Raw genomic sequence first — 23,519 nt, forward strand, 5'->3', positions numbered from 1 at the left:
ACGCCGCCTAGGCCGGGATGGCGACGTGGTCGAGCAGGCGATCGATGACGTCGTCCGTGCTCACCCCGTCGGCGACGGCGTCATAGGAGAGTTGCAGTCGATGGCGCAGCACGGGGTGCACCACGGCGCGCACATGGTCCGGCGTGACGAAGTCGTCACCGGCCAACCAGGCTTGCGCCCGCGCCACCCGATCCAGGCTGATGCCGCCCCGCGGGCTGGCACCTATGGCTATCCAGCGGGCGAGATCGGCGTCGTAATCGGCCGGGTGGCGGGTGGCGTTGATGAGGGCCATCAGATAGCTGTCGATGGCTTCCGAGACATAGATGGCGGCCACTTCGCGTCTGGCCGCGAAGATAACCTCCTGGGACAGATGATCCGGCTGTTGCTGCTCGCCCGCCTGCTGTTGCTGATCCTCGCCCCGAATAAGGCGCAGGATGCGGATCTCGTCCTCCACCTTGGGATAATCCAGGTGCAGCTTCATCAGGAAGCGATCCATCTGGGCTTCCGGCAGGGGGTAGGTGCCCTCCTGCTCTATGGGGTTCTGGGTCGCCAGCACCATGAACAGGGAAGACATGGGGTAGCTCTGGCCCGCCACCGTGATCTGGCGCTCCTCCATGGCTTCCAGCAAGGCGGCTTGCACCTTGGCCGGGGCGCGGTTGATCTCGTCGGCCAGGATGACGTTGCCAAACAGCGGGCCCTGCTGGAACTTGATCTGGCTGCCGCTGGGTGTCTGCTGCAGGATCTCGCCCCCCGTGATGTCCGAGGGCAGGAGATCCGGCGTGAACTGGATGCGGCTCATCTTGGCATCGAGGTGAACGGCCAGCGCCTTGACGGTGCGGGTCTTGGCGAGCCCGGGCAGGCTCTCCAGCAAGACATGGCCATTGGCCAAGAGTCCCAGCAGCACGTGGCGGATGGTATCGGCCTGGCCAAATACCATGGCGGCGACGTTCGCCTCCAACTGGGTGATCTGTTCGCGTATCGTCACAATTCCATTCCTTGGTAAGGTGAGTCGAATGAGGATCACAAGCCGGGCATCGCAACAGGCGATACCCCCATGACTGTCTCCCTCAAGATGATAGGCGTCGATGATTTGATGTATGAAGAGTACACAATATGACCGTTTTCGGGGGCTGACAATAGACCCGTTTGATTTCTTTTTGCCTTATATATGATGCATCTAGGACGCATCATTGGTCGTCGTCCGGGTCACGGCAGGGGGTCATCCCCTGCCGTGACCTCAGGTGCACTCATTTGGTCCAGTAGGGTTCGATGGCCAGCAGGCGGGGATCCTGCGGGGCGGCTTTGCGCATCCGTTTGACGTAGCCGAACGCCTCCTCCTGCTCGCCAGCGATGGCATGCAGATAGATGAGGGTGTAGAGCAGGTCGGGATCTTCTGGTGCCTGCTCCAGCCCGGCCCGCAAGGCGGCCAGCGCCTCGTCACGGCGGTTCAGCTGGGAGAGCAGCAGCCCCTGGTTGTAGCGGATCCGCACGTTGCCCGGCAGCTCGCTGGCCGCCTTGTCCAGCCAGTTCACGGCTTCCTCCGTTTTGCCACGTTCCACCAGCAGCAGCGCCAGCATATAGGCGAGGTTCCCATGATCTGGTGTGGGCATCTTATCTAGCGCCAGGCCTTCTCGTAGCAGAGCCTCTGCCTCGTCCAGCTGCTGGGCCGCGCTGGCCAGGGTCACCAGGTTGACCCGGGCCGGCACGAAGTAAGGATCCATTCTCAGGGCCTCACGATACTCGGCCATGGCCTCCTGCTGGCGGCCCTGACGGGTCAGCAGCACCGCCAGATTGAGCCGTCCCCCCGGCAGATCCGCATTGCCACGCAGGCGCCGTTCATAGTCGGCAAGCAAGGTCTGGAAACGGGCCCGCTCGGCCTCGGGCAAGCTGTCCGGCGGCATGTCGGCGAGGGCCCGGATGGCTTCGTCCCGCACCGCCAGGCTCGGGTCCTGCAACAGAGGCAGCAGATCGTCCTGCCGCGCCATGGGCGGCGTGTTGGCGAAGCCCGAGATGGCATAGGCCCGCACCAGGGCGCTCTCATCCTTGAGGGCGAGACGCAGGCTTGGCAGCGCAGGCAGACCGAGATCCGCCAACTGCTCGGCCGCGGTGGCACGCACTATGGCGGCCTTTTCCTTATCCGTCAGCAGGGCGCCGAGCAGCTCGAGGGCATTGCCCTGGCCGGTGCGCACCACCTGGAAACTCTCGCCGTAGTGCGCGGGTCGCTGCGGTTTCTCATACCAGATGTCGATGGCCTTGGCCGCCCACTCGGGCTGATTGCCCTGATGGCAACTGGTGCAGGCATCCGGGCTGGCGGTCTTGGCCGCCAGATCCGGGCGCGGGATGCGCAGGCTGTGGTCCCGGCGTGGATCCACCACCATGTAGGTCTTGGTCGGCATGTGGCAATTGACGCACTGGGCCCCGGCGCTGCCCGGCTCATGATGGTGGTGTGCCTGGCTGTCATACTCCTTGGCCTGCAGGCTGGGGAAGCGACTGGTTGGCGGTTGGGGATTGTGGCATTGCACACAGAGGCCGTTGCCCTCCAGCTTGATCTTGGTGCTATGGGGGTTGTGGCAGTCGCTGCACCCCACCCCGGCGGCAAACATTTTGCTCTGGGTGAAGGAGTCGAATTCGTAGACTTCGCCGTCGATCTGGCCATCGGCATGATAGAGAGAGGCCCGCAGCGTGGTAGGCAGGCTCTGATCCAGCTGTGGGTGGCCCGGTTGCTGGCCGGTGCCGAGCCCTTGCCGGCGGCTGTGGCAGAAGGCGCACTGCTCTACCTGTCCCTTGCTGCCGAGCGCCTTGGTATCGACACCAAGGCCATAGTGGTCATCCGGCGCCTTGGCGGTGCCGCCCGCCTTGCGCTGGTTGGCCCAGGTCACATGGCTCTGGCTCGGGCCGTGACAGGCCTGACAGCCGACGGTTTGCTCGTGCCAGCTGGTGCTGAAGCTGTCGCTCTTGTCGTCGTAGCCTTTGCTCAGGGCGGTGGAGTGACAGTCGGCGCACATGGCGTTCCAGTTCTGGTAGCGACCGGTCCAGTGCAAGGGATCGCTGGTGGCAAAGCGTTGACCGGGGTAGAGGGAGAACCAGCGCTGCCCGCCTTCCTCCTTAGGGCGGCTATCCCAGGCCAGGGTCAGGGCCTGCAGGCGGCCACGGGAGAGTTCGACCAGGTATTGTTGCAGCGGGTAGTGGCCAAAGGTGTAGAGGATCTTGACGTCGGCGGGCTTGCCATCCTCTCCTTCCAGGTTGGCGAAGAACGCATCCCCCTTGCGAAAGAAGCTGGCCTTGACGCCGGCCTCATCGAAGCTGGCGTCCTTGAAGTCGCCAAGCACGTTGTCCGGGGTGGCGTGGCGCATGGCCCAGGCGTGATCGGACTGCTTCCATTGGGCTACCTGGCTCTCATGGCAGTCGAGGCAGCTCGCCTCGGGGGCATAGCCGCTTGGCTCGGTGGCGAGGGCGGGGGACTGGCCGGGTTCGGCAAGGGCCGGGGTGGCGACAAACAACAGCCAGCCCCAGAGGCCAGCCAACAACATGGCCATGATCCGGCGCGGCAACCCGCCTCTACTAGGTCTATCTCTCACAGCGGCTCCTTGCCGATCCCTGCTCATTGTCAGTACCTCGTCAGTGGGTACTCTGTGGCCGCCTCTGTGCCGGCATCCTGCCAGTCAGCGGTGTGGTCTGGGCCCGGTCATGTGACCGACGCGCCTGATTTTATTGATTATTTAAGTATCACTAAGGCGGGATTCTCTCAAGGGCTAAATGGAAACCGGGTGGAAAGAGCCGCCCGACCATGGTCAGAGCGGCTCAAGGGGAGCAGGGGATCTGGGAGAGAGGGGCACTCAGAGCTCGAGCTGCACCCCCAGCTCCACCACCCTGTTGGTCGGGATCTGGAAGAAGTCGGTGGCCCGCAGCGAGTTGCGGTTCATCCAGATGAACAGCTTCTCACGCCAGCGCGCCATGCCCGGTATGTCCGTGCTGATGAGGTACTCGTAGGAGAGGAAGAAGGAGGTGGTATTGAGCCTGACATTCAGCGCCTGCTTGGCGCAAGACTGGAAGATCTCCTCCATAGATGGCGTCTCCTGATAGCCGAAATTGGCTACCACCTGCCAGAATCCATCGCCGATCTGGGTCAGCTCCAGGCGTTCCTCCCTCAGCAACCAGGGCTCATCCTTCACCTTGATGGTCAGGAAGATGACCCGCTCGTGGATCACCTTGTTGTGCTTGAGGTTGTGCAGGATCGCATTGGGGACGACCTTGATGGACTTGGACAGGAAGACCGCCGTTCCGGGCACCCGCAGCGGTGGACGGATCTGGATATTGTCGACGAAGCCTTGCAAGGATAAGGCCTGGCTCTCTAGCTTCTCGAGTACCAGCTCACGGCCACGTTTCCAGGTGGTCATCACGAGGATGATCAGCAGGGCAAACAGCACGGGCAGCCAGCCACCTGCGAGGAACTTGGTGGTATTGGCGCTGAAGAAGGCCAGATCCATCACCAGCAGCGGCGTTCCCACCAGGGCGATCAGCCAGATCGGCTGTTTCCAGCGGTGGAAGGCGACCACCATCAGCAGCAGCGTGGTGATCACCATGGTGCCGGTCACGGCGATGCCGTAGGCGGCCGCCAGGTTGCTCGAACTCTTGAACCAGAAAATCACCAGCACTATGCCCCCGAGCAGCAGCCAGTTGACCAGTGGCAGGTAGATCTGTCCCTGCTCGTGCTCGGAGGTGTGGCGGATCTCCTGGCGCGGGAGAAACCCCAGCAAGATGGCCTGGCGCATCACGGAATAGGTACCTGAGATGACCGCCTGAGACGCTATCACGGTCGCCAGGGTGGCCAGCACGATCAGCGGCAGCGTCATCCAGCCCGGGGCCAGCAGATAGAAAGGGTTCTCGATGGCCTCGGGGCGGCGCAGCAGCAAGGCCCCCTGGCCGAAGTAGTTGAGCAGCAGCGCCGGCATCACCCAGCTGTTCCACGCGAATTGGATCGGGCCCCGCCCGAAGTGCCCCATGTCGGCGTAGAGCGCCTCGGCTCCGGTCACGCACAGCACCACGGCGCCCAGCACCACGAAGGCGGTTCCCGGTCTCGTCAGCAGGAAATCCAGGGCGTAGAGGGGGTTGATGGCGCCGAGGATGGCGGGCGTCTTGGCGATCTCGAGCACCCCGAGTAGCGCCAGGGTGGTGAACCAGAGCAGCATGATGGGCCCGAACCAGCGTCCGATCCCGGCGGTGCCGTAGTGCTGGACGCCGAACAGCACAACCAGCACGACCAGGGCGATGGGGAGCACGAAGGGCGCAAGATCCGGGGCCATGATCTCCAGCCCCTCGACGGCGGAGAGCACTGAGATGGCCGGGGTGATCACCGCATCCCCGACAAACAGTCCCACCCCGGCCAGCCCCAGCAGCATGACGGCGGTGTGGGCGCGGGGGGAGAGGCGCCGGGCGGCGAGGGAGGCCAGGGTCAGTATGCCCCCTTCGCCCTTGTTGTCGGCCTTGAGCACCAGCAGCACATATTTGAGGGACACGACGAGCATCAGGGTCCAGAAGAAGAGGGAGACTATGGCATAGATCTCGTCTTTCCCCGGTTGCAGCCCCATATTGCCGGCAAAGCTCTGCTTCAAGGCGTAGAGCGGACTGGTGCCTATGTCGCCGTAGACGACGCCCAATGCAGCCAACGTGATGGCCATACGACCTTGCCCCGCGCCATTGCTCATCATGAAATCCCATTTCAATTCATTATGTTAACCATAGTATGGCTCGCTATCTCGAAAGTGAAGTGACGACCTTGGGCGGGCTTGTGTCATCTCCAAAAGAGGCGGACACGGCTGTGCTTTGACCTACTCGCACAGTTCCGAGCGAGCCGACCGGTCCAAAGCGGCCGGATCCGAAGGAGAGTCGAAGGATTCAGGCCGAGTTCAGTGCTGCTCAGGTATCGTTTTGCGGCGTTTTATAGGGTGTAGCGAGTGACAGGCAGAGAGGGCTGCTAGTGCAGGAACCTGGATTGCTCACTCATCCCGCGCCGACGCAAAGTGGGAGCGCCGAGGGACTGAGCAAGGTGCTGCCTGAGCGGGTTTCGTTCGTTACGGGGGAGATCTCCTACCTATATCCGCTGATGCTGGCGATGCCTTTCTGTGGCCACCATGGCCCCTAACCATGTTCATGACGTCCTGGAGGACATGATGACCGAATGCCATCTGCGCAAGTGCAATACCCTCTCTCTCGTTCGCCAGATAGTGCTCGGACTGGTCGCCGGCATCCTGTGCTTCCTGGTGTTGAGTTATGTCGACTCCTCTGATCGAAAGGTCGAACCCGAGGCGGAGGTGGCCGCGCCTGCACCGGCGAGCGTCACCTTGCCTGAGACGGGCCCGGGCCAGACCAGTGGCGCCACCGCAAGCCTGATCCCGCCGACGGATGCCGGGCTCCCTCTGCCAGAATCCGACTCCGGCGCTATTGAAAGCAAGGCCGATGGCATGGCCGACAAGGCTCCCCCCATGCTGGAGATGCCGGTCAGCGGCGCCTTGCCGGTCGCGCCTGAAGAGGTCGTTGTGCCTGAACTGCCTATGCCATTATCCGCGGCACAGTCTGCCTCCCTGGCTAAGGCCAAGCCTGCCGTGCCCCCCGAGCCAGTGTCCAGGCCTGCCCCGACATCTGTGCCCAAGGCATCCGCTCCCAAGTCGTCAGGCCGGGCGCCCGGCAAGCTCAGCCTGACCCCCGTCAGCGTCCTGAAACAGAAGAACATCAACCACCTCAGCGTCCAGCTGATGGGGGCAAGCAGCCTGGATGCCGTCGAGCAGTTTGTGCACACCAATCGGCTCGCCGGCAAGGTGTGGGTCTATCAAACCAGCCGCAATGGCGACCCCTGGTATGTGGTGCTGCAAGGGGATCATGCCGGCATGAGCCAGGCGCAAGCGGCCATTCGTCAGTTGCCGCCTGCCCTGCAAAAAGCGGAGCCCTGGCCCAAATCCTTTGCCCAGGTGAATAGAGAATTGACGCCATAAGCCACGTGATAGGGGATAGGCCTGAGTAAACGTGCCTCATCCTGTGGGTGTTGGGTTGCCGGCGCTCTTGGGAGATAGGGTAAGGGTCGGCTGGTATGAGATGGGCTGTATTGCCCTCGTTCGGGATCTGGCTGGCCGCTTGCTGAGTCGCATTGCAGGAGCAGCCCCTTCGCCCTCATGGCACAACTTCAAAAACAGCACACCCGCGTCATTCGCGGGTGTGCTGTTTTTGGCATGTCATCTGCTCAATCTCCCTGGCTCACTCCGTCAACGGGAGACAGGCCGCCCGAGATCGCGCCGGATTATCAACCTTTGCGGTTGGCGAGCTGGCGCAGCAGCTGGGTGCTTTGGTGCAGGCTCTGCTGCTGCAGCTCGTTGAGCGGGCACTGCTTGAGCACATACTCGGCGCTGGCCACCACCGTCTTCCAGCGCGGTGCCTTGGGCAGGGTATCCAGGCTCAGGTACTTGTCGAGGGTGCGGGTCTGGGGGCTGGATCTGTCCATGTAGACGCGCCACAGCTTGCTCTTCTCCGCCAGCACTATCTTGCCCTTGCCGGTGCTCTGCTGCCAGGCATCCAGGGTGAGGCGCATGGTGTCCACCAAGGCCTGGCGCAGCGGCTCGTCATCCTGCTGGCGGATAAGGTTGTCGGCCAGGGAGCGGAATTCGCCGCCGAGCCGGCTGAGTTCACCCAGCAACTGGCCATCCTCGATGATGGCCTGGCGCGACAGGCTCTTGAGGGCATTCTCCAGCGCCATCACCCGGTTGTCATCTTGGCGAGACTCGGTGCTGAGGGTGAGGGCGAAGGCATTTTGTCCGCCGAGGCTGATGGGCAGGGCGCGGGCATTGAGCTCGTCTTTCTGTCCGGCCACCAGAAACTCCAGCGGCTGCTCCTGGCGCGCCTTCAGATCGGGCCACTGGCTCGCCAGCGGCGTCGCCAGCCACTCATCCAGCGGCAGCCCCTCCATGGCCTCTGGCTCTTGCCCGAGCAGCCGTGCCAGCACCCGGGAGGCGAACAGCACTGTGCCCTGCTCGTCGATGAAGACCATGGGATCGGCCCCTTCCCCGAGCAGGGCCAGCAGGCGCTCCTGATCCTGATGCAGTTGCCCTTGCAGGCGCAGGCGATGCTCTATCTCCTGCTTGAGCAGCCGGTTCTCCACCAGGGAGGCGCGGCCGGCGCTCGCTTCCAGCAGGGCCCTGACCCGGGCAAACAGCTCCTCCTTGCAGAACGGCTTGACCAGGTAGTCGTTGGCGCCGGCGTTGAAACCTTCCTCTATGTCTTTTGGCTGGTTGAGGGCGGTGAGCAGCAGCACAGGCAGCTGATCCTTGGGATGTTGTTCCCGCAGGCGGCGACACACATCGAAGCCGGATAGCGTCGGCATCATCACGTCCAGCAAGATGAGGGAGACCGGCTCCTGGGCCAGCTTGGCGAGCGCATCGTGGCCATCGCTGCTCGGCAGTATGCGGTAGCCGCAGGGCTGCAGCAGGTGTCGCAGTATGTGCAGGTTGATGGGCTCGTCATCCACCACCAGGATGAGGGGCGCATCGGCCGGGGGGACGGGCAGATCGTCGCTCTCCCAGTCCGGCAGGATCAGGGGCTGCTGGCGCACCAGCTGGTGCTCCATCTGGCGACTGTCCAGGGTCAGGCTACCCGCCTTGCCGCTGGCCAGCGGCAGGGTGAAGGCGAAGGTGGAGCCGACGCTCGGCTCGCTCTCCACACTGAGCTCGCCCCCCATGAGGTGCACCAGCTGGCGGGTGATGGAGAGCCCCAGCCCTGCCCCCTGCTTGCCGAGCTCCGGGTTCATCTGCACCAGAGGCTCGAAGATGTGTTCCAGATGCTCTCTGGGGATGCCGATGCCGGTGTCGGTCACCTTGATGCGCAGGAACTGGCCCTCGACCTGTGCGCTCAGCACCACCTTGCCCTGGGGGGTGTACTTGATGGCATTGCCCACCAGGTTGTAGAGCACCTGCTCCAGCCGTTGCTCGTCCGCCAGCACAGGGGGCAGCTCGGCCGGGCTTATGTCCACCAGGGTGAGGGGCTTGGCCTGCACCAGGTGCTGGCAGAGATCCAGCACCAGCCGGATGACGCCCTTGGAGGAGACGGGCTGGGGGTGGATCTCCAGCTGGCCGTAGCGCATCTGGTGATAGTCGAGCAAGTCGTCCACCAGCCGGGCCAGGCCGTCGGCACTCTTGATGATGAGGCCGAGCTGTTTTTGCTGGCCCTCGGTCAGGTCCTGCTGGCTGGCGAGCATGGATTCGGCCATCCCCTTGATGCCGTGGATGGGGGTGCGCAGCTCGTGGGAGGTGTTGGCGAGCAGCTCATCCTTGAGTTTGTCCGCCTGTTGCAGGCTCAGGTTCTGCTTGTGGGTCAGCTTGACCTGCTGTTGCAGCTCCTGGGTCTGGCGCTCGATGAGCTCTATCTTGTCTTTTACCGAGCGCTGCATGTGGCGAAACGCCTGGGCCAGCCGGTCGATGTCGTCGTCGGTGCGGGGTATGGTGATGGGGTGATCCAGGGCGCCATCGGCCACCTGCTCGGCGGCGGCGGTGAGGGATCGCAGGGGCGCCGTGATGGAGTGGGAGAGCCAGCGGGAGAACAGAATGAGCAGCAGCAGAGAGCCGGCCCCCAGCAGTATGACCAGGGTTTCCAGTTGGCGAATAGGCGCATAGGCCTCGCTGGTGGAGATCTCGGCGATAAAGGCCCATTCGGTATCGAACACCTTGACCTGGGTATAGGCGGCCAGCACCTCGTCATCGTGATAGGAGAGGAAGGGGCCGACCCCTTGCTCGCCCGACAGGGCCTTGATGACCAGCGGGGTCTGCAGCGGCCGGAAGTTGGGGCTGAAGCTGTTCTCCACGCTGAACTCGGGGGCGAGCCAGGCATTGGCCCGCATCCGCTTGTCCGGGCCGATGAGGATGGTCTCGCCGGTCTCGCCGAGCCCCTCCCGCTCCGCCATGATCTGGTTCAGCTTGTCCGGCAGCAGCTCGAAGATCACCACACCGCGCACATAGTCGTACTGCATGACCGGGGCCGCGAGATAGGCCACCACCTGGCCGGTCAGCTCGTTGCGGCCAAAGTCGGTGAACTCAAAGATCTGCTGGGGCTTCTGGCCGCCGTCGAGGCGGCGTTTGATCTTGGCGAAGGTGTTGCCGAGCCCGCTGGATTGATAGGGGCCCGAGAGCAGGTTGCTGGCAAAGTTGGCGTGCTTGGTGACCGAATAGACCACGTCCCCGTTGAGATCCACCAGGAAGATGTCGCTGTAGTTGGACTTGCGCACCATGTCGGCATAGCCGCGGTGGAAACGCTGATGGACCCGGCCATACATCTCATCCGCCAGGATCAGGGCGCTGATGGAGGGCTCTATGTCCACCTTGCTGTCGGGTTGTTGCAGCTTGTCCCAGGAGCCCGGCACATAGCGGGCCTGGGCGCGGGCGCGGGCCTCCTGCGGTGTGGTGCCGAGCTTTTCGAAGGCGCCGGTGAAGCCGTAGAAGCGACCGATACTGTTGCCGGCGAAATCCTGCTGGGAGAAGTTGATGATCTGCTCTTTGAGGTTGCCGAAGTAATCTTCCAGCTGGTTTTTCTTGATGTTGCGTGCCGACACCAGGTGATTGGAGGTCTGGGTGGTGAGATCTTTGCCGTGGCTATAGAGGAAAAACAGGGTGACGACCAGGAAGGGCACCATGGCCAACATGAAAAAAGCCAGCATCAGCTGCGGTCTGAGCCCACGAGGCTTGAAGGTCCATTTCATCGTGTGATTTTCAATTGAGAATCCAGTTACTAAGCAAGGTGAGTTTCTGACTAAAGACTAATTATTTCAATGACTTTATCTTGGATTCGCCTGCCAGATCACAAGGAATGGAGGGAATTTCGAGCAAGGCGTTTAAAGCCTGAGCAAACAGTCGGGAAAAGCGTGGAAAGTCACAAAAAAGGGTTGTGCCCAAGCTCGGGGTACGTATAATGCGCCTCGTTGTCAGGTAACTGGCACACGGCAATAAAGCGGGAATAGCTCAGTTGGTAGAGCACGACCTTGCCAAGGTCGGGGTCGCGAGTTCGAGTCTCGTTTCCCGCTCCAATCTTTCATGGCACCAACCATGAACATCACTCTCAAGGCTCATTGCCTTGTCAGCATGGCGCGTTAGCAAAGCGGTTATGCAGCGGATTGCAAATCCGTTTAGTCCGGTTCGACTCCGGAACGTGCCTCCATCTTCTTGTTTCTTTCCATTTCCATCTCGTTATGCCACGTAGTTGCCATACGGCATCATTGCGGCGTGATCAGCTGATCGCACCCTTGCAGGCGCCACTCCTTGTGCAGATAGCGATCCAGATCGGTCAATGCCTGGCCCCTGAACTGGTACTGCATTTCGGTCGAATGTTCGGCCAGCTGCGCCATCTTCTGTTTCAGCTGACCGCATTGCCACAGACCGACGGTGGGCGCCCCCTGATAGGCGAGTTCGATGGCATCCCCCTGATTGAGTCGCCACTCCTGCCATTGTGACCAGCCAAGCAGGCCCAATACGCTCAGGATTGCCACTTCTGCCAGCTTCATCGTCTCATCCCCTTGCCAATGTGTGCCTACCCGTTAACTCTGACCCAGCCTCCGCCTTTTGCCACATTTGTTGTTTTTTGGTTAATTAATGTAACCCGTTTTCACTTTCTGGTTTTAATGGCATTTTTTTATAAAAAAATGGCCTCATTGATGTAGTAATCCTACAATTTGTGGAGTAATCTTTGTTCAGTGGTCTTACCAGTGAGGTGCCGTATCATGTTTCATCCCTTCTCTCTGACTCAGATAATCCTTCGTCGCACCTTCGTGCTGCTGGTGGGCGTGCTCGCCTTCCCTGTGATGCTGTTTCGCAGCGACCGCGCGCGTTTCTACAGCTACCTGCACCGCATCTGGAACAAGACCAGCACCAAGCCGGTGTGGTTGAAGATGAGCGAACGAGGTGAGCGGATCTTCTACTGATCCCGCTCCTTGCATAAAAAAGACAGCCCAGACCTTCTTGGGCGTCACCCTGACCGGAAACCCCATTGTCTTGTCGAACGGGGCCGAGCTGCACTTTTGCTCCACTAGCTCCAACAGCGCCCAGTCCCGCTCGGGCAACGTCTACATCGATGAGTATTTCTGGATCCCCAACTTCGAGAAGCTCTCGGACGTGGCCAGCGCTATGGCGACCCAAAGCCGCTGGCGCAAGACCTACTTCTCGACCCCATCGAGCAAGGTCCATGAGGCTTACCGGTTCTGGACTGGGGATCGCTGGAAGGGGCAGCGGCCGAGCCGGGTGGCTATCGACTTTCCTGGGGAAGATGACCTGCGCGATGGCGGCCGCATCTGCCCGGATCGGCAGTGGCGCTACGTCATCACCATTGAGGACGCCATACGTCTTGGCTGCAACCTCATCGACATCGAGGAGCTCAAAGATGAGTACCCGGAGGAGGTGTTCGATCGCCTCTACATGTGCCGGTTTATCGATGACGCGCTGTCGGTGTTCAAGTTCCAGGATATGGAGCGGGCAGGGGTGGACCCGACCCGGTGGGAGGACTACAAGCCCGGGCGCCCCGACCCGTTCGGGCGGCGGGAAGTGTGGATGGGCTACGACCCGAGCCGCACCCGCGACAACGCCACCCTGGTGGTGGTTGCCCCGCCCACGGTCGCCGGTGAGCGCTTCCGGGTGTTGGAGAAGCACTACTGGCGCGGGCTCAACTTTCAGTTCCAGGCACAGGAGATCACCCGCATCGCCAACAAGTTCAGGGTCACCTATCTCGGTGTCGATGTCTCCGGCATCGGCGCCGGGGTGTTTGACCTCTTGAAGCCCACCTTCAAAGGGGTATGTCACCCCATCAACTACAGCATCGAGAGCAAGTCACGGCTGGTCCTCAAGATGATCGACGTGGTGGAGGCGAACCGCATCGAGTGGGACAGCTCGGACAGGGACATCCCGCTCGCTTTCCTCGCTATCAAACGCAGCACCACCGGCGGCGGCCAGATGACGTTTCGGGCCGCCCGGGACAATGTGACCGGACACGCCGACGTGTTCTTTGCCATCGCCCACGCCGTGGCCAACGAGCCGCTCGATACCCACCGCAAACGCAAATCCCAATCGGCCCAGGTGGCCACCCCATCCAGCCGCGGCGCCGTGGCGTTCAGCATGCCGGAGGCCATCGACCCCACGGCCTGGATGACCGACTACACCGGGGTGTTCTACAACCCCTATGGCGAGTATTACCAGCCGCCTATCGACCGTAAGGGGCTGGCCAAGGTGGCCCGGGCGAATGCCCATCACGGGGCCATCCTAATGGCGCGCCGCAATATGGTCGCCGGCCGTTTCACCCATCAGCGCGCCACCATCACGGCGTTCGTGCACAACTACCTGCAGTTTGGGGATGCTGGCCTGCTTAAAATTCGCAACGGCTTTGGCCAAGTGGTGGGGTTGCACCCACTCTCCAGCGTCTATCTGCGCCGGCGCGAGGACGGCTGTTTTGTCTACCTGCAGCAGCAGGGTAAGCCGAACCCGACTTACCGGCCGGAGGATGTAATTTGGTTGGCCCAATACGACCAGGAGCAACAGGTCTACGGCATGCCCGATTACCTGGGTGGCCTACAGTCGGCCCTGCTCAACCAGGATGCTACCCTGTTTCGGCGCAAATACTTCCTCAACGGCGCCCACATGGGCTTCATCTTCTATGCCACCGACCCGAACATGGACGACGACACCGAGGACGAGATGAAGGAGATGATCGCCAACTCCAAGGGGGTGGGGAACTTTCGCTCGATGTTTGTGAACATCCCCGATGGCGAGCCGGACGGCATCAAGCTCATTCCGGTGGGGGACATTGCGACCAAGGACGAGTTCGCGGCCATCAAGGGGATCACCGCCCAGGACGTACTTACTTCTCACCGCTTTCCGGCAGCGCTGGCCGGTATCATCCCGACCAATGGTGGGGGCGGGCTCGGGGATCCCGAGAAGTACGATGCCACCTATGCCAGGGACGAGGTGCTGCCGCTCTGCGAACTGGTGCAGGACGCCATCAACAGCTCGGGACTCCCTCGCTCCCTCTGGGTCGAGTTTCGGGAAACCATCGGAGTGACTGTATAAAAAAACAGGGACGATTGGCGTATAATATTCCATTCTGAAAACGGTATGGCAGGGGGATAAATATGCGGGTTTATTGCAAAGAGTGTGGCGTTCGGGGTCGTATCACCAAGACCAACCACCTGAGCGATGCTGTGGCCGATCTCTACTGCCAATGCACCGATGCCGAATGTGGCCATACTTGGGTGGCGGCACTTTCATTTACCTACACCCTGAGTCCCTCGGCTAGAACGGTCAATCAAATGGCACTGGCCTTAGTTAGGGGGTTGACCCCGGAGGGGAAGCAGATGGTACTGGAAGGATTGGAGATGCAATAACGCCCCCAATTATTCTTCCTCTCTTCGAATATGGTGTGATATCCAGGTGCTGTTCGGCTTCGGCTTATCCTTCGTCGTCCCTTCTGTTTTGCGGGCCTTCGTCAAAAAATCAATCAAAACTCAACGTAATAAATAATTTCCCTCTCACTAAGCTGGTTCGCGTCTGATACCCTATTCATCCATTATACAGTTCAAACTGGTTGATATGGTGTATTTAAATGTAGTTTTGTTACTTAATGTATTGGAAGCTATATTGAAAAAATACGAAGTAAATTTGATATTTTAAATTTAAAGTTTTTAGATGAAAACTGTTAGGTGTCTAAAACATAAGTGAGGACAATAAATGAAACCGAGATTGTTTATAGGTTCGTCAGTTGAAGGATTAGGGGTAGCTTACGCCATACAACAGAATTTGATGCATGATGTAGAAGCAACTGTCTGGGATCAAGGAGTTTTTGGCCTTTCTCAAACGTCTATAGACTCGCTAGAACAAACGTTGGCAGCTTCAGACTTCGGGGTTTTTGTCTTTAGTCCTGATGATATTACACTGATGCGGAATGAAAAAAATAAAACCGTACGAGATAATGTACTTTTTGAGTTTGGTTTATTTGTTGGCAAGCTAGGGAGAGAGAGGGTTTTTTTTATAATTCCTGATGGAAGTGATACTCATGTTCCGACAGATCTTCTAGGTGTAACGCCTGGAAAATATGATCCAAAGAGACAGGATAATAGTCTTCAAGCGGCAACAGGGGCCGCATGCAATCAGATAAGAATAGTTGTTAATAAAATTGGTTTTTTAAATGCCCCTAAGGTAGACAATGAGTCCGCTGAAGACAATGCTTTATCTATTGAAAAAAATCTTGAGTGGATGCATGATTTAATAGATAAAAAATTTGATGAAGCAAGAGTTAAACTAGCCAAATTGACTGAAGGTTTGGATGGAGCAGAGTTGTTAAGAAATGAAATGTGGTTAAGCTTTATAGATCTCAAGCAAAACGACTACAACGGTATACAGCCATTAATTGAGAAAATAAAAGATCATGCTGAAAACATAGAAATTCAAGTGCTAGGTCTCGAAATGTTAATGTGGGAGAAATATGAAGATAAGGCGTTGAGTTTAATCCATGAACTTTATGGTGAACACCCACAAGACATAAAAATTTTAATTATTAAATCTGAATGCTTGAGCAGTATAGGAGAAGAGAGTCAAGCAATTGACACATTAATATCTAAAAGCGATGACCCAGATGTTGGTCTCAAGCTGTCTGAGTTATACTCGTCGTCAGGCGACAGTGAAAACGCATTGAAGTCAATTGCTAAAGCATATCGCGAAAGCCAGAATAACAAAGAAATAATGTTCAGATACTCAAAGTTGCTAATTGATGCTGACAAAAACAAAGAGGCTTTATATTTATTAAATCGTCTGGCGAATGATTGTCCAGATGTTCCTGGGTATTATGGTTATTTAAGCAATGCATGTTTAAAGTTGGGTTTGTACGATAAGGCAATGGTTGCTTGCAGGAAAGCATTTGAGTTATCAAATGGAAAAGAACCTTGGATTATAAATAATATAGGGAATATGCTAAACAACAAAGGGTTTTATGCTGACGCCGTTGAATGGTTAGAGAAAGGAAGTAAATTAGATAGCTCATCAGAGTATGCGCACGATCGTCTTGCAAGCGCAATTAAGAATCGCTTTGGTGAGAATGAGAAGTTCACTAATGTATGCAAAGAAGGTCGAATATTATTGAGGACTGCATATCAGCCTGAAAATTTGGACTAACTGAACGCTATCCAGATAGATCGTCAACAAATAGCGTTTCCAATCCAAACTGTGGTTGTCAGCCATTATTTGGTGCTATCCAGAGAATGCGGGTACTGACGGGCTTTTGATGATGCCTCTATGTTTGATGGCCACCGGGGGTTAGGGTGGTCATCTGCTAAGTACACCGTATTGTGTGACTGTTGGCTCTGAGTTGGATACATCAGCGGCCATGGCCAGCAGATCCTGCAGCAGGTTTGGGTAAAACGGATCTTATTTATACGAATCTTTAAATTATATAATTTGTATTATTAGTAACTGTCAATGAAGATAGTTGCAACATTGCTTTATGTCATCTGATTAAGGTCTATGACGACTGGCTAGCTATTTTTACAGAGAGAATCTTTCATTTGAAATGGAAATCGTTTTTATCCCATTCACAACAGCATTTATCCATGATTGAGTGTCGGCTGGTATCCAGACTGCTTGTGAAGGTATCTGCTCATTCCATGTTAGTATCTGTTTGTTCTTTGAAGCCCATTTTTTCATTTTTGCCTCAAATTGCTGACAATAATACGGAGCCTCACAGAAAATTCCTGCCCAGGGATCAATAACCCAGCAGCCATTGTAATCTGACATTTTTATATGGTCAGTTGCACCTAGTGGTGGTTTCCCAGATAAAGCAAAGGCATGAGATCCCTTGTTATCTACACAGTACTGTGTGGCATAACCACCTGATTTATTAACTATTTGTGCCGCAGCTCCGGACATTTCGCCACAGTTTCCAACTCCTTTTTCCATACTGGTGGTAAAATCGTAAAAACCATTACTACTGGCACTGAAGTAGATGTTTTTCTGTGTTTCACAAACTAATGTGGCGGTATCATTCTGGCGTAATATATCCGTTGCATCACTTTTTTTTACTTTGTTTCCAGATTTTTTTCCTAAGTCTGAAAATCTATCTCTAACTGCTTTATATGCACGCAATGATAAAAGTAAATTATCATGTTCTATTTTTTCAAATATTGGTAGTTGGTATTCATCTCCCGAAGATTGTGAGAGGTTATATGGTTCTGGTTGGCTATGTTGAGCAAAAAAATCATTGAGATCAAAACCCAGTTGCTGAAAAAAATCCGGGGAAGATACGACAGGTGTTTCTTGGCTTTTTTGAGCAAAATAATCATTGAGATCAAAACCCAATTGCTGAAATAAATCTGGAGAGGATATGGCAGGTGTTTCTTGATGGTTTTGAGCAAAAAAGTCATTGAGGTTAAAATCTTCATGCTGGAAGAAATCTGGAGTAAAAATAAAGGGTTCACTGTTGGTATTCATCGTAGTGTGATTTTCAGATGATATTTTATCGGTAAAATAATCAGGTATGTCACTCTGTTGCTGAGTTGGGAACGTAGAGTTGTCTAACAACTCACTAAACTTGCGTTTATTTTGGTTGCTATGAGCTGTGTCTTCATTTGTTGTTAAGTTATCATCCCCACCTGGTGGTCCGTTAACCCAGACTCCCTGGCATTGCCTGATCAACTCAGAACTACCTGCGTCATTCAGGTTCGCATATGATATCGGCTCTCCAGTAAGCTGCTCGTCGTCTCGCCAATGCCCTCGTGATTTCATCAGTTTTATAAATTTTTGACGTTCCATCTTGCTAAGAACCTTTTTGTGGTTTTGATCATCACTTTGCTTAAAGTAAGTAATGATTCCATGAGTAGCTTTCTATGAATTACGCACCAGACCTACCAGTTGAAGAGTCCAACAATACGGATTTGTTACTACTGCATGAGTAGGAAGGGCCGCGATAACAGAGCAATTGACACTGCTGTACTTGGTCTTATCAATAAGCATAGCTGCTCCAGCATTGGTTGCTTGTCCGGCAATGCCATGAATAGGGTGCGCAGGTTCTATTCATTTTACTCTCCGAAAAACTGGGCATTGCTGATGAACTCTCTTCTAAGGCTGACGGAGGGTTGTGGCCGTGTGTGCAGGTCGATGGCATTACGTAGTCGCTCAAGTTGAGTATGAGCTTGTTCAGTGTTCCCATCCTCAAGGGCACCTAGTAGCACCAGAGCATCATTGGAACAAGCGGGCGTCATGCTGGCCAACCAGGCTGCTAGATCCCCGGATTGGGCCAGCAGACCCCGTACATCATCTAGTTCAGCTTGGCGTTTTGCCTCTCGGCGTCTGGCCTCTGCTTCAACTTGATACGGGGATGGTTCGTTTGATGATGCAAATGGGTGTCGTTCGGTTACTTTTAGGTCACCATTTCGGATATACACGAACCTGTCTCCAGCTCTGACTACTGAGCCGCGCCGGATCATGGCTACTTCTTCTGTATCAAGTCCCAAATGGAATGCGTTTCTGCCACCCAATGGATCCTCTTTCGAGCCTCCAAGATCGTCCCGTACAGTTGTTGCCAGAGCTCCAAGGGGTAAACCCCCTTCGCTGCGCTCGGCACACCCTAACTCACTACGTTCGCCCACAGACCAAAACCCGCTGCCCTGGGCCTCGGTGGTGTTCTGTGACCCACACTTGCGCAGCACCCATTCCCCCACACGAGTTTGCTGGATGAGGCCGTCAGCGGCCCGCACGCCCACAAGCTTGGTTTGCGGTTCGCCGTACTGGTTGGCGTCGGTAAAGGCGGTGCGGTAGATACTCAAAGGGCGTTCGTCCCGCCGGCAGCAGGGGCCGCCCATGGCCTGGGTGAAGTTCTTCCAGTCCACCGCGTCGGCATAACGGCGGCACTCTTCCATGATGGGGCTGGCCAGCGGAGCAACGGGGATCCCCTTGGCCTCTTGCAGGCGACCAGGTAGCCGGCGCAGTTCGCGCCAGATCCCGACCGGCGGACCCTTCAAGGGCTGGAACTGGCGCAGGCCCCAAAGCGAGGCCCAGGCCCGCACCCGGCGGGCGCCTTCGGTAGCTGCGGTCTCGGCTTCTAGATCGCCTTCGTCACCGACCCGGTACCCGTCGATGTTCTTGGCGATGTATTTGACGATGTAGCCCACGGCGCCGCCCTTCTCCTTGTCCATCACCTTCCAGTCAAAGCGGGGCGTGATGTCGCTATAGGGCTGTTTGCTGTCTGGGTGACGTTTGCGTTCCAGGTCGCCTTTGTCATGGCTCAGGGCATAGCGTTGCAGGATACCGATCAGCCGGTGCTGGTGCTCGGGTTTGACCCAGATAAGCAGGTGCCAGTGGGGCGTGCCATCGTGGTGGGGTTCGACTACCCGAAAGCCGAAATAGTCGATGGGGTCTGCCACCAGGAACTCTCCCCGCCGTGTCAGGTTGCGGTCGAGGGCTGAGCGGCAGCGCTTCCACAGCTCGCTAGTGTAGTGCTGTGAATCTCGGGGGGAAGAGCCGTCGTGTTTGGGGTTTTCTCTCGTGCTGTCTGGCCCGCCAGCCTGGGGGGCCCTGATGGTCTTCCAGGGGTGGAAACGGCTCGGTGCCGTCCAAGTAAAGAACAGGCCGACATAGCCCAGCTCGTCGGCAACGTCAGAAAAGCCCCGTGCCCGCACCACCAGTTCATGACGGCGGTTCTCTGGGTTGGCGATGGAGGCTTTTACCGCATCCTCCAGACTGACGATGATGTCATCCTGAGCGTTGTAGGCTTCCATGTCCTTGAGCCAGGCTGCTGCCATCCGCTGACGTTCGATAAAGGCTTGCAAGCCCTGGCTGGACACGTAGGCGGACACCCCCTTACGCACCTTGCCAAGTAGGATGGCGCAATGCTCGTTGTACTGATCCCAGATCTTGCGCATACGCCTGGCCCACCATTTGGGATCGAGCCAGCGGATAAGGTGGTGGGCGATGAAGTCATCACGACTCTCGGCCGTTCTGAATTTGGGCAGGCGGGGCAGCATGCCCCAGGCGGCCAGCGGTTGGCTGCACGCGTTCCACAAGCGGATCGCCGACACCAGCTCTGTGCCGAAATCAGTGGTGGCATTAAACAGCCGGGTGACCCGCTCTACATAGTTGACGGCCAGGCGCTCGCGGCTCTCCTTGGTCCTAAGCTGCTCGAGTGGTTCGGGGATCACGTTTTGCACCTGGCGCAGGGTAGTGATGCGGCTTGATAGCCAGCGATTGGCCTCTTTGCAGATGGCCACCCCCTTAAGCACATCAGGGGCACGACGGGTGCAGTACCCAACAAACAGATCGGCGATCAATTCACTGGGCAGTTGTACCCCTGGCCCACCGTTCTCGCGAGGGATCGGCCGCTCCAACAGGTCAAGTGCCCAGTCCAGATCGTAGGTGCCAGGGATGCCGACAAAATAGCTCTTGATAGCGTTGATCCGGGTATCGATATCACCGCCGGCGAGTTCTCTGCATCGAGCCGCTGGGAGGCGGGATGCTTCGAGTGGATAGAGTGATACATGACGACAAGCCATGATGCGGCGCGCCATGGCTTTAGTGGATGCTGCCAATTTCCAGGCAGCAGGCTGCCTGGGGGATATGGGTTTGGCGTCGAACAGTTCGGCGTAATAGTCCCGCATCAGAAGGACCGGGGCTCGTCACCGGGCAGAGCTGCGATCAGGCGTTCCAGATAGGAAAAACTAGGATAGTGCGGTGAGGCGGCCATCGTTATTTGGCACCTCCTGACAGTGTTTGAAGCTCAAGCCGACAATTCGCCAGTGCTCCGGCAGCCATGCCTCTCATCTTGCGCGCTGCTGCACACTGTCGAAGGGTGAGGGATATGCTGATCCGTGGACGTGGGGAGAGTGAGCGCATGGTCAGCAAGTCCCGCTGATAGCCGCGTAAGCGAGCGGTATCGTCGAGCATGATTGTCCGCCAACTGGCGATGGTTTCTTCCTGGGCGATTCTTAAGCGAGAGCTCATTGGATCACCTCACCCTGACCATGCAGTGGCGCACATTCTTTCCACCAGTCGCCGATCTCCCCGGCCAGTGCAGTATCTCCTTGGCCCAGAGCCAGCCAATAGACCGAGCGCATAGCACCAAGCGCCAACAGTTCCTGGGAGATGTCTCGATCTCCTCTGGCTTCACCACCTGCAGCGATAAACTCGGCGCGGGCTGCTAGCCAGTGGCTGGCCAGCCTACTGCGCGGATGGGGCTCGCTCTTGCCGATGAACTCCTCATCGACATAATCTTCATCCATGAGTGCGGCTGGGCTGCAGGTAGCGACCAGCTGGATCTGGATGTATTGTTGGCCGGAGTACACGCCACCCAAACAGATCCGGTTATCTTCGGCATGGGCCGCAAACATATCAGCCAATAGCCCCTCGATTAGCTTGGGAGCCTGGCGGGCGATCTTGATAGCGTCGCTCATATCATCCTCAGCGCTTCTTCTTAGAAGTCAGTTTGTTGTAGCGTTCGTGGGTCATCAGCTGAAAACCGCTAGCCCCACAGGGTCGAAATAGGCGGTATCTGTACCCCACCGCAATGACATCCCCACACCCTGAGTGCAGCCGGCGAGGACGTTTACAGGACAGCATCACAGCTGCTTTTGCCTGTATCTGAGCCGGTATCCGGCCAATGCTCTTGAATCCTTCCATGTGCATAGCTCCAGGGGCTGCCGAAGCAGCCCCTTGTGGGATTAGTTGGGGTGGGCCGGACGGACTTGCTCGGGGATGATCAGTGAGCCTTTCATGAGCCAAACGGCGTAATCAGACAGGCCGGGAGTGTTGATGATGCGCAGCAACAAGCCACCCCCAATCTCGCGATAGCCCAGCTCGTAGTTCTTGAGCGTGGTGGGGGGGATATCCAGTTGTGCAGCAAACTTGGGGCGACTCAGTCCCAAGGCCTCACGCAGTTGGCGCAGGCGCTGGCGGGTGCTGTCGTTGAGGGCCGTCATGGATGGCATTTCGGTGTTTGGCATAGGCATGGTTAGGCTCCTTGGTGGGTACTGATGCGATTGATGTGACCGAACAGGGATGCCCAAACCAGTGCATTTGCACGTTGGGTCAGAATTGTCAGGTCTTGAGCTGAATAGTGCTGACCATAAGGGCCAGCTAGGCGGCGGTGCTGGATCTTGCGGTTGCGCAGCGCGCAGGGGATTGCTAAAGTTGTCATGTCAACTTTCCTTGCTAGGTTGTTGATAAGAGCCCCGTTAGGTGTTTGCGGCACCGTTGATCGGGGTTTTCTTTTGCCCGCTATTTGCGGTGTTCTGCCCAGTAACAATCTCAGTCAGCAGGGCTTTCTTCCTGTCCAGCCGATCAGCTGATCTTGTTTCCTCTTCTCGTTGCAGTTCCGGTAAACAGCCGGTATGCCACTCGTATTCCGACATGCGCCCATGAAACAGATGCTGTAACCCGAGCGCTATCACTGCCTGGCGGATCGACTCTCTGTCAGCTCTGCCGATGGGCAATGCCTGACCCGCTAACGCAATTGATAACTGAGCGATGTAACAGACGGCCTCACGTTGTTTCTGATTGGCCTCGCGCCAGTAGCGCGGTACTTGGGATTTGCTTTGAAGACGCTGGGCTCTAAGCAGGGCTGGGTAATTCTCTGCAGCACTCATGTGTGACCCCTTACATCGCCAATACAGTAAGCGGAGACATTACCTGGAATCGCTGCTCGACATCGTTGATGAGAAGAGCAACAGATCCCATCGCCGCTGTAGCGATGCTCATAAAAGAGCGGTGTTCGTTGCAGGTGATGCGGCCTCGTTCGGTGAGCTCCAGGGTGCGCTGGCCGATATTCGCTATCTGTGAGTTCAGCTGGATCACCTGGTGAGTCAATGACGGGGCGCGCTCGGCACTGGGGATCGCGACAGCTGTCAAGCCGCATTCCAACAACAGAGCATCCAGCAGAGTTTCGTCATGGGTGGCGTGGTAGAGCGCGATCAGGTCTTCGCCTGAAAGCTTGTGTTTTTGTGCCTGATTGAACTTGTTACGCAGTACATGGGAAGACATGCCAATACTGGCCGCCACTCGCTCTACGTTGTGATCCTTCGCGAAGCTGGCACAGGCACCGCGATAGTGGGGGTGTAGGTTCTTGGTGATATTCGACACTCTGATATCCCTCTTGAGTCCGGTACAACAATCAACGAGCTACAGTCATGGTGACGAAACGCTCGGCTTGATAACGGGCCTGCATGTAGAGGGCGTAGAGATTGACGCTGCGATGACCCCGCTTGCCGTCTTGTAAAACCGGCAGTTGGCCACGGTCGGCGCGCTTGCGGATGGTGTTGATTGCGACACCTTGGCGTGCGGCATATTCCACGAGTGATTCGCTGACGATGGCCTTGCCAGTCTCCCGGCTGAAGAAGGGGTAATCTGTCGGTAACTGACTGACATCATTGGGAATAAGGATGCGTTTGGATTTAGAGGCCATTGTGATACCCTCTGGCTGTTTGTGTGTTTTGTGGCTGTGTGTGGCAGCCCGTGTTCAAAGTAACCAGTTAATCC

At 57.1% G+C, this 23,519-nt stretch carries 19 protein-coding genes, 2 tRNA genes and 1 pseudogene; 8 read left to right on the plus strand and 14 right to left on the minus strand.

Annotation, left to right across the window (positions count from 1 at the left end; all coding sequences use genetic code 11):
* Window positions 1-7 precede the first annotated feature (7 nt).
* From CUC44_RS12205 to CUC44_RS12215, 3 genes are all read right to left on the minus strand, one after another.
* On the minus strand, window positions 8-985 hold the full coding sequence (locus tag CUC44_RS12205) for an AAA family ATPase (RefSeq protein ID WP_341866443.1): 978 nt from the start codon (window positions 983-985) through the stop codon (window positions 8-10).
* 262 nt (window positions 986-1,247) lie between these two features.
* Window positions 1,248-3,530, minus strand: coding sequence for a tetratricopeptide repeat protein (locus CUC44_RS12210; RefSeq protein ID WP_208621066.1), 2,283 nt, complete (start codon window positions 3,528-3,530; stop codon window positions 1,248-1,250).
* Between the two features lie 306 nt (window positions 3,531-3,836).
* On the minus strand, window positions 3,837-5,705 hold the full coding sequence (locus CUC44_RS12215) for a potassium transporter Kup (RefSeq protein WP_208621067.1): 1,869 nt from the start codon (window positions 5,703-5,705) through the stop codon (window positions 3,837-3,839).
* Between the two features lie 462 nt (window positions 5,706-6,167).
* Between CUC44_RS12215 and CUC44_RS12220 the strand changes: the two genes are divergently transcribed.
* Window positions 6,168-6,989, plus strand: a complete 822-nt coding sequence (locus CUC44_RS12220; RefSeq protein WP_167388887.1) for an SPOR domain-containing protein — start codon at window positions 6,168-6,170, stop codon at window positions 6,987-6,989.
* 305 nt (window positions 6,990-7,294) lie between these two features.
* Here CUC44_RS12220 and CUC44_RS12225 read toward each other — a convergent pair whose 3' ends face one another.
* Complete coding sequence (locus CUC44_RS12225) at window positions 7,295-10,732, minus strand: ATP-binding protein (RefSeq protein WP_100860213.1); 3,438 nt, start codon at window positions 10,730-10,732, stop codon at window positions 7,295-7,297.
* Between the two features lie 248 nt (window positions 10,733-10,980).
* On the opposite strand from CUC44_RS12225, the gene CUC44_RS12230 reads away from it, so the two are divergent.
* Together CUC44_RS12230 and CUC44_RS12235 are read left to right on the plus strand one after the other, a co-directional pair.
* Window positions 10,981-11,056 (plus strand) — tRNA-Gly (locus CUC44_RS12230).
* A gap of 57 nt (window positions 11,057-11,113) precedes the next feature.
* Window positions 11,114-11,187, plus strand: a tRNA-Cys gene (locus CUC44_RS12235).
* Between the two features lie 55 nt (window positions 11,188-11,242).
* On the opposite strand, the gene CUC44_RS12240 is transcribed toward CUC44_RS12235, so the two are convergent.
* Window positions 11,243-11,530 (minus strand): hypothetical protein, encoded by a 288-nt coding sequence (locus tag CUC44_RS12240; RefSeq protein ID WP_100860214.1) that lies wholly within the window; start codon window positions 11,528-11,530, stop codon window positions 11,243-11,245.
* 216 nt (window positions 11,531-11,746) lie between these two features.
* On the opposite strand from CUC44_RS12240, the gene CUC44_RS12245 reads away from it, so the two are divergent.
* The 5 genes and pseudogenes from CUC44_RS12245 (at window position 11,747) to CUC44_RS12260 (ending at window position 16,175) form a co-directional block, all read left to right on the plus strand.
* Window positions 11,747-11,947, plus strand: coding sequence for a YbfA family protein (locus CUC44_RS12245; RefSeq protein WP_100860215.1), 201 nt, complete (start codon window positions 11,747-11,749; stop codon window positions 11,945-11,947).
* A pseudogene (locus tag CUC44_RS21160) lies at window positions 11,928-13,034 on the plus strand (terminase large subunit domain-containing protein); the annotation flags it as partial. The gene CUC44_RS12245 and the pseudogene CUC44_RS21160, both read left to right, overlap by 20 nt.
* A 3-nt stretch (window positions 13,035-13,037) precedes the next feature.
* On the plus strand, window positions 13,038-14,078 hold the full coding sequence (locus CUC44_RS21165; protein WP_208621068.1) for a phage portal protein: 1,041 nt from the start codon (window positions 13,038-13,040) through the stop codon (window positions 14,076-14,078).
* Window positions 14,079-14,140: 62 nt separating this feature from the next.
* Window positions 14,141-14,392 (plus strand): Ogr/Delta-like zinc finger protein, encoded by a 252-nt coding sequence (locus CUC44_RS12255; protein WP_100860216.1) that lies wholly within the window; start codon window positions 14,141-14,143, stop codon window positions 14,390-14,392.
* 343 nt (window positions 14,393-14,735) lie between these two features.
* Window positions 14,736-16,175, plus strand: a complete 1,440-nt coding sequence (locus CUC44_RS12260; protein WP_100860217.1) for a TIR domain-containing protein — start codon at window positions 14,736-14,738, stop codon at window positions 16,173-16,175.
* Between the two features lie 369 nt (window positions 16,176-16,544).
* Here CUC44_RS12260 and CUC44_RS21010 read toward each other — a convergent pair whose 3' ends face one another.
* From CUC44_RS21010 to CUC44_RS12305, 9 genes are all read right to left on the minus strand, one after another.
* Complete coding sequence (locus CUC44_RS21010; protein ID WP_157812785.1) at window positions 16,545-17,807, minus strand: hypothetical protein; 1,263 nt, start codon at window positions 17,805-17,807, stop codon at window positions 16,545-16,547.
* A 266-nt stretch (window positions 17,808-18,073) separates the two neighbouring features.
* A complete protein-coding gene (locus CUC44_RS12270) occupies window positions 18,074-20,647 on the minus strand; it encodes a replication endonuclease (protein ID WP_100860219.1) in 2,574 nt (857 codons plus the stop codon).
* A gap of 339 nt (window positions 20,648-20,986) precedes the next feature.
* Window positions 20,987-21,439, minus strand: coding sequence for a hypothetical protein (locus tag CUC44_RS21295; protein WP_244166775.1), 453 nt, complete (start codon window positions 21,437-21,439; stop codon window positions 20,987-20,989).
* A gap of 7 nt (window positions 21,440-21,446) precedes the next feature.
* Entirely contained in the window at window positions 21,447-21,671 is a 225-nt protein-coding gene (locus tag CUC44_RS21465) for a ParE family toxin-like protein (protein WP_425266317.1), read from the minus strand.
* 35 nt (window positions 21,672-21,706) lie between these two features.
* Window positions 21,707-21,988, minus strand: coding sequence for a helix-turn-helix domain-containing protein (locus tag CUC44_RS12285; protein ID WP_100860305.1), 282 nt, complete (start codon window positions 21,986-21,988; stop codon window positions 21,707-21,709).
* Window positions 21,989-21,996: 8 nt separating this feature from the next.
* A complete protein-coding gene (locus tag CUC44_RS12290; protein ID WP_050720379.1) occupies window positions 21,997-22,182 on the minus strand; it encodes a hypothetical protein in 186 nt (61 codons plus the stop codon).
* 37 nt (window positions 22,183-22,219) lie between these two features.
* Window positions 22,220-22,630 carry a hypothetical protein gene (locus CUC44_RS12295; protein WP_100860221.1) on the minus strand — a complete coding sequence of 137 codons (411 nt, stop codon included), beginning with the start codon at window positions 22,628-22,630 and terminating at the stop codon, window positions 22,220-22,222.
* 10 nt (window positions 22,631-22,640) lie between these two features.
* A complete protein-coding gene (locus tag CUC44_RS12300) occupies window positions 22,641-23,123 on the minus strand; it encodes a phage regulatory CII family protein (RefSeq protein ID WP_100860222.1) in 483 nt (160 codons plus the stop codon).
* Window positions 23,124-23,154: 31 nt separating this feature from the next.
* Window positions 23,155-23,445 carry a DNA-binding protein gene (locus tag CUC44_RS12305; protein ID WP_100860223.1) on the minus strand — a complete coding sequence of 97 codons (291 nt, stop codon included), beginning with the start codon at window positions 23,443-23,445 and terminating at the stop codon, window positions 23,155-23,157.
* Window positions 23,446-23,519 lie beyond the last annotated feature (74 nt).

Source organism: Aeromonas lusitana (assembly GCF_002812985.1).
Lineage (GTDB): Bacteria > Pseudomonadota > Gammaproteobacteria > Enterobacterales > Aeromonadaceae > Aeromonas > Aeromonas lusitana.

Excerpts from the sequence above, each read along its gene's own strand:
- CUC44_RS12290 (WP_050720379.1), bottom strand. The coding sequence starts at position 22,182 with ATGACAACTTTAGCAATCCCCTGCGCGCTGCGCAACCGCAAGATCCAG.
- CUC44_RS12215 (WP_208621067.1), bottom strand. The coding sequence starts at position 5,705 with ATGAGCAATGGCGCGGGGCAAGGTCGTATGGCCATCACGTTGGCTGCA.
- CUC44_RS12270 (WP_100860219.1), bottom strand. The coding sequence starts at position 20,647 with ATGCGGGACTATTACGCCGAACTGTTCGACGCCAAACCCATATCCCCC.
- CUC44_RS21010 (WP_157812785.1), bottom strand. The coding sequence starts at position 17,807 with ATGGAACGTCAAAAATTTATAAAACTGATGAAATCACGAGGGCATTGG.
- CUC44_RS12210 (WP_208621066.1), bottom strand. The coding sequence starts at position 3,530 with ATGTTGTTGGCTGGCCTCTGGGGCTGGCTGTTGTTTGTCGCCACCCCG.
- CUC44_RS21465 (WP_425266317.1), bottom strand. The coding sequence starts at position 21,671 with ATGCACATGGAAGGATTCAAGAGCATTGGCCGGATACCGGCTCAGATA.
- CUC44_RS12260 (WP_100860217.1), top strand. The coding sequence starts at position 14,736 with ATGAAACCGAGATTGTTTATAGGTTCGTCAGTTGAAGGATTAGGGGTA.
- CUC44_RS12220 (WP_167388887.1), top strand. The coding sequence starts at position 6,168 with ATGATGACCGAATGCCATCTGCGCAAGTGCAATACCCTCTCTCTCGTT.
- CUC44_RS12295 (WP_100860221.1), bottom strand. The coding sequence starts at position 22,630 with ATGAGTGCTGCAGAGAATTACCCAGCCCTGCTTAGAGCCCAGCGTCTT.
- CUC44_RS12305 (WP_100860223.1), bottom strand. The coding sequence starts at position 23,445 with ATGGCCTCTAAATCCAAACGCATCCTTATTCCCAATGATGTCAGTCAG.
- CUC44_RS12245 (WP_100860215.1), top strand. The coding sequence starts at position 11,747 with ATGTTTCATCCCTTCTCTCTGACTCAGATAATCCTTCGTCGCACCTTC.
- CUC44_RS12225 (WP_100860213.1), bottom strand. The coding sequence starts at position 10,732 with ATGAAATGGACCTTCAAGCCTCGTGGGCTCAGACCGCAGCTGATGCTG.
- CUC44_RS12255 (WP_100860216.1), top strand. The coding sequence starts at position 14,141 with ATGCGGGTTTATTGCAAAGAGTGTGGCGTTCGGGGTCGTATCACCAAG.
- CUC44_RS21295 (WP_244166775.1), bottom strand. The coding sequence starts at position 21,439 with ATGAGCGACGCTATCAAGATCGCCCGCCAGGCTCCCAAGCTAATCGAG.
- CUC44_RS12240 (WP_100860214.1), bottom strand. The coding sequence starts at position 11,530 with ATGAAGCTGGCAGAAGTGGCAATCCTGAGCGTATTGGGCCTGCTTGGC.
- CUC44_RS12285 (WP_100860305.1), bottom strand. The coding sequence starts at position 21,988 with ATGCCAAACACCGAAATGCCATCCATGACGGCCCTCAACGACAGCACC.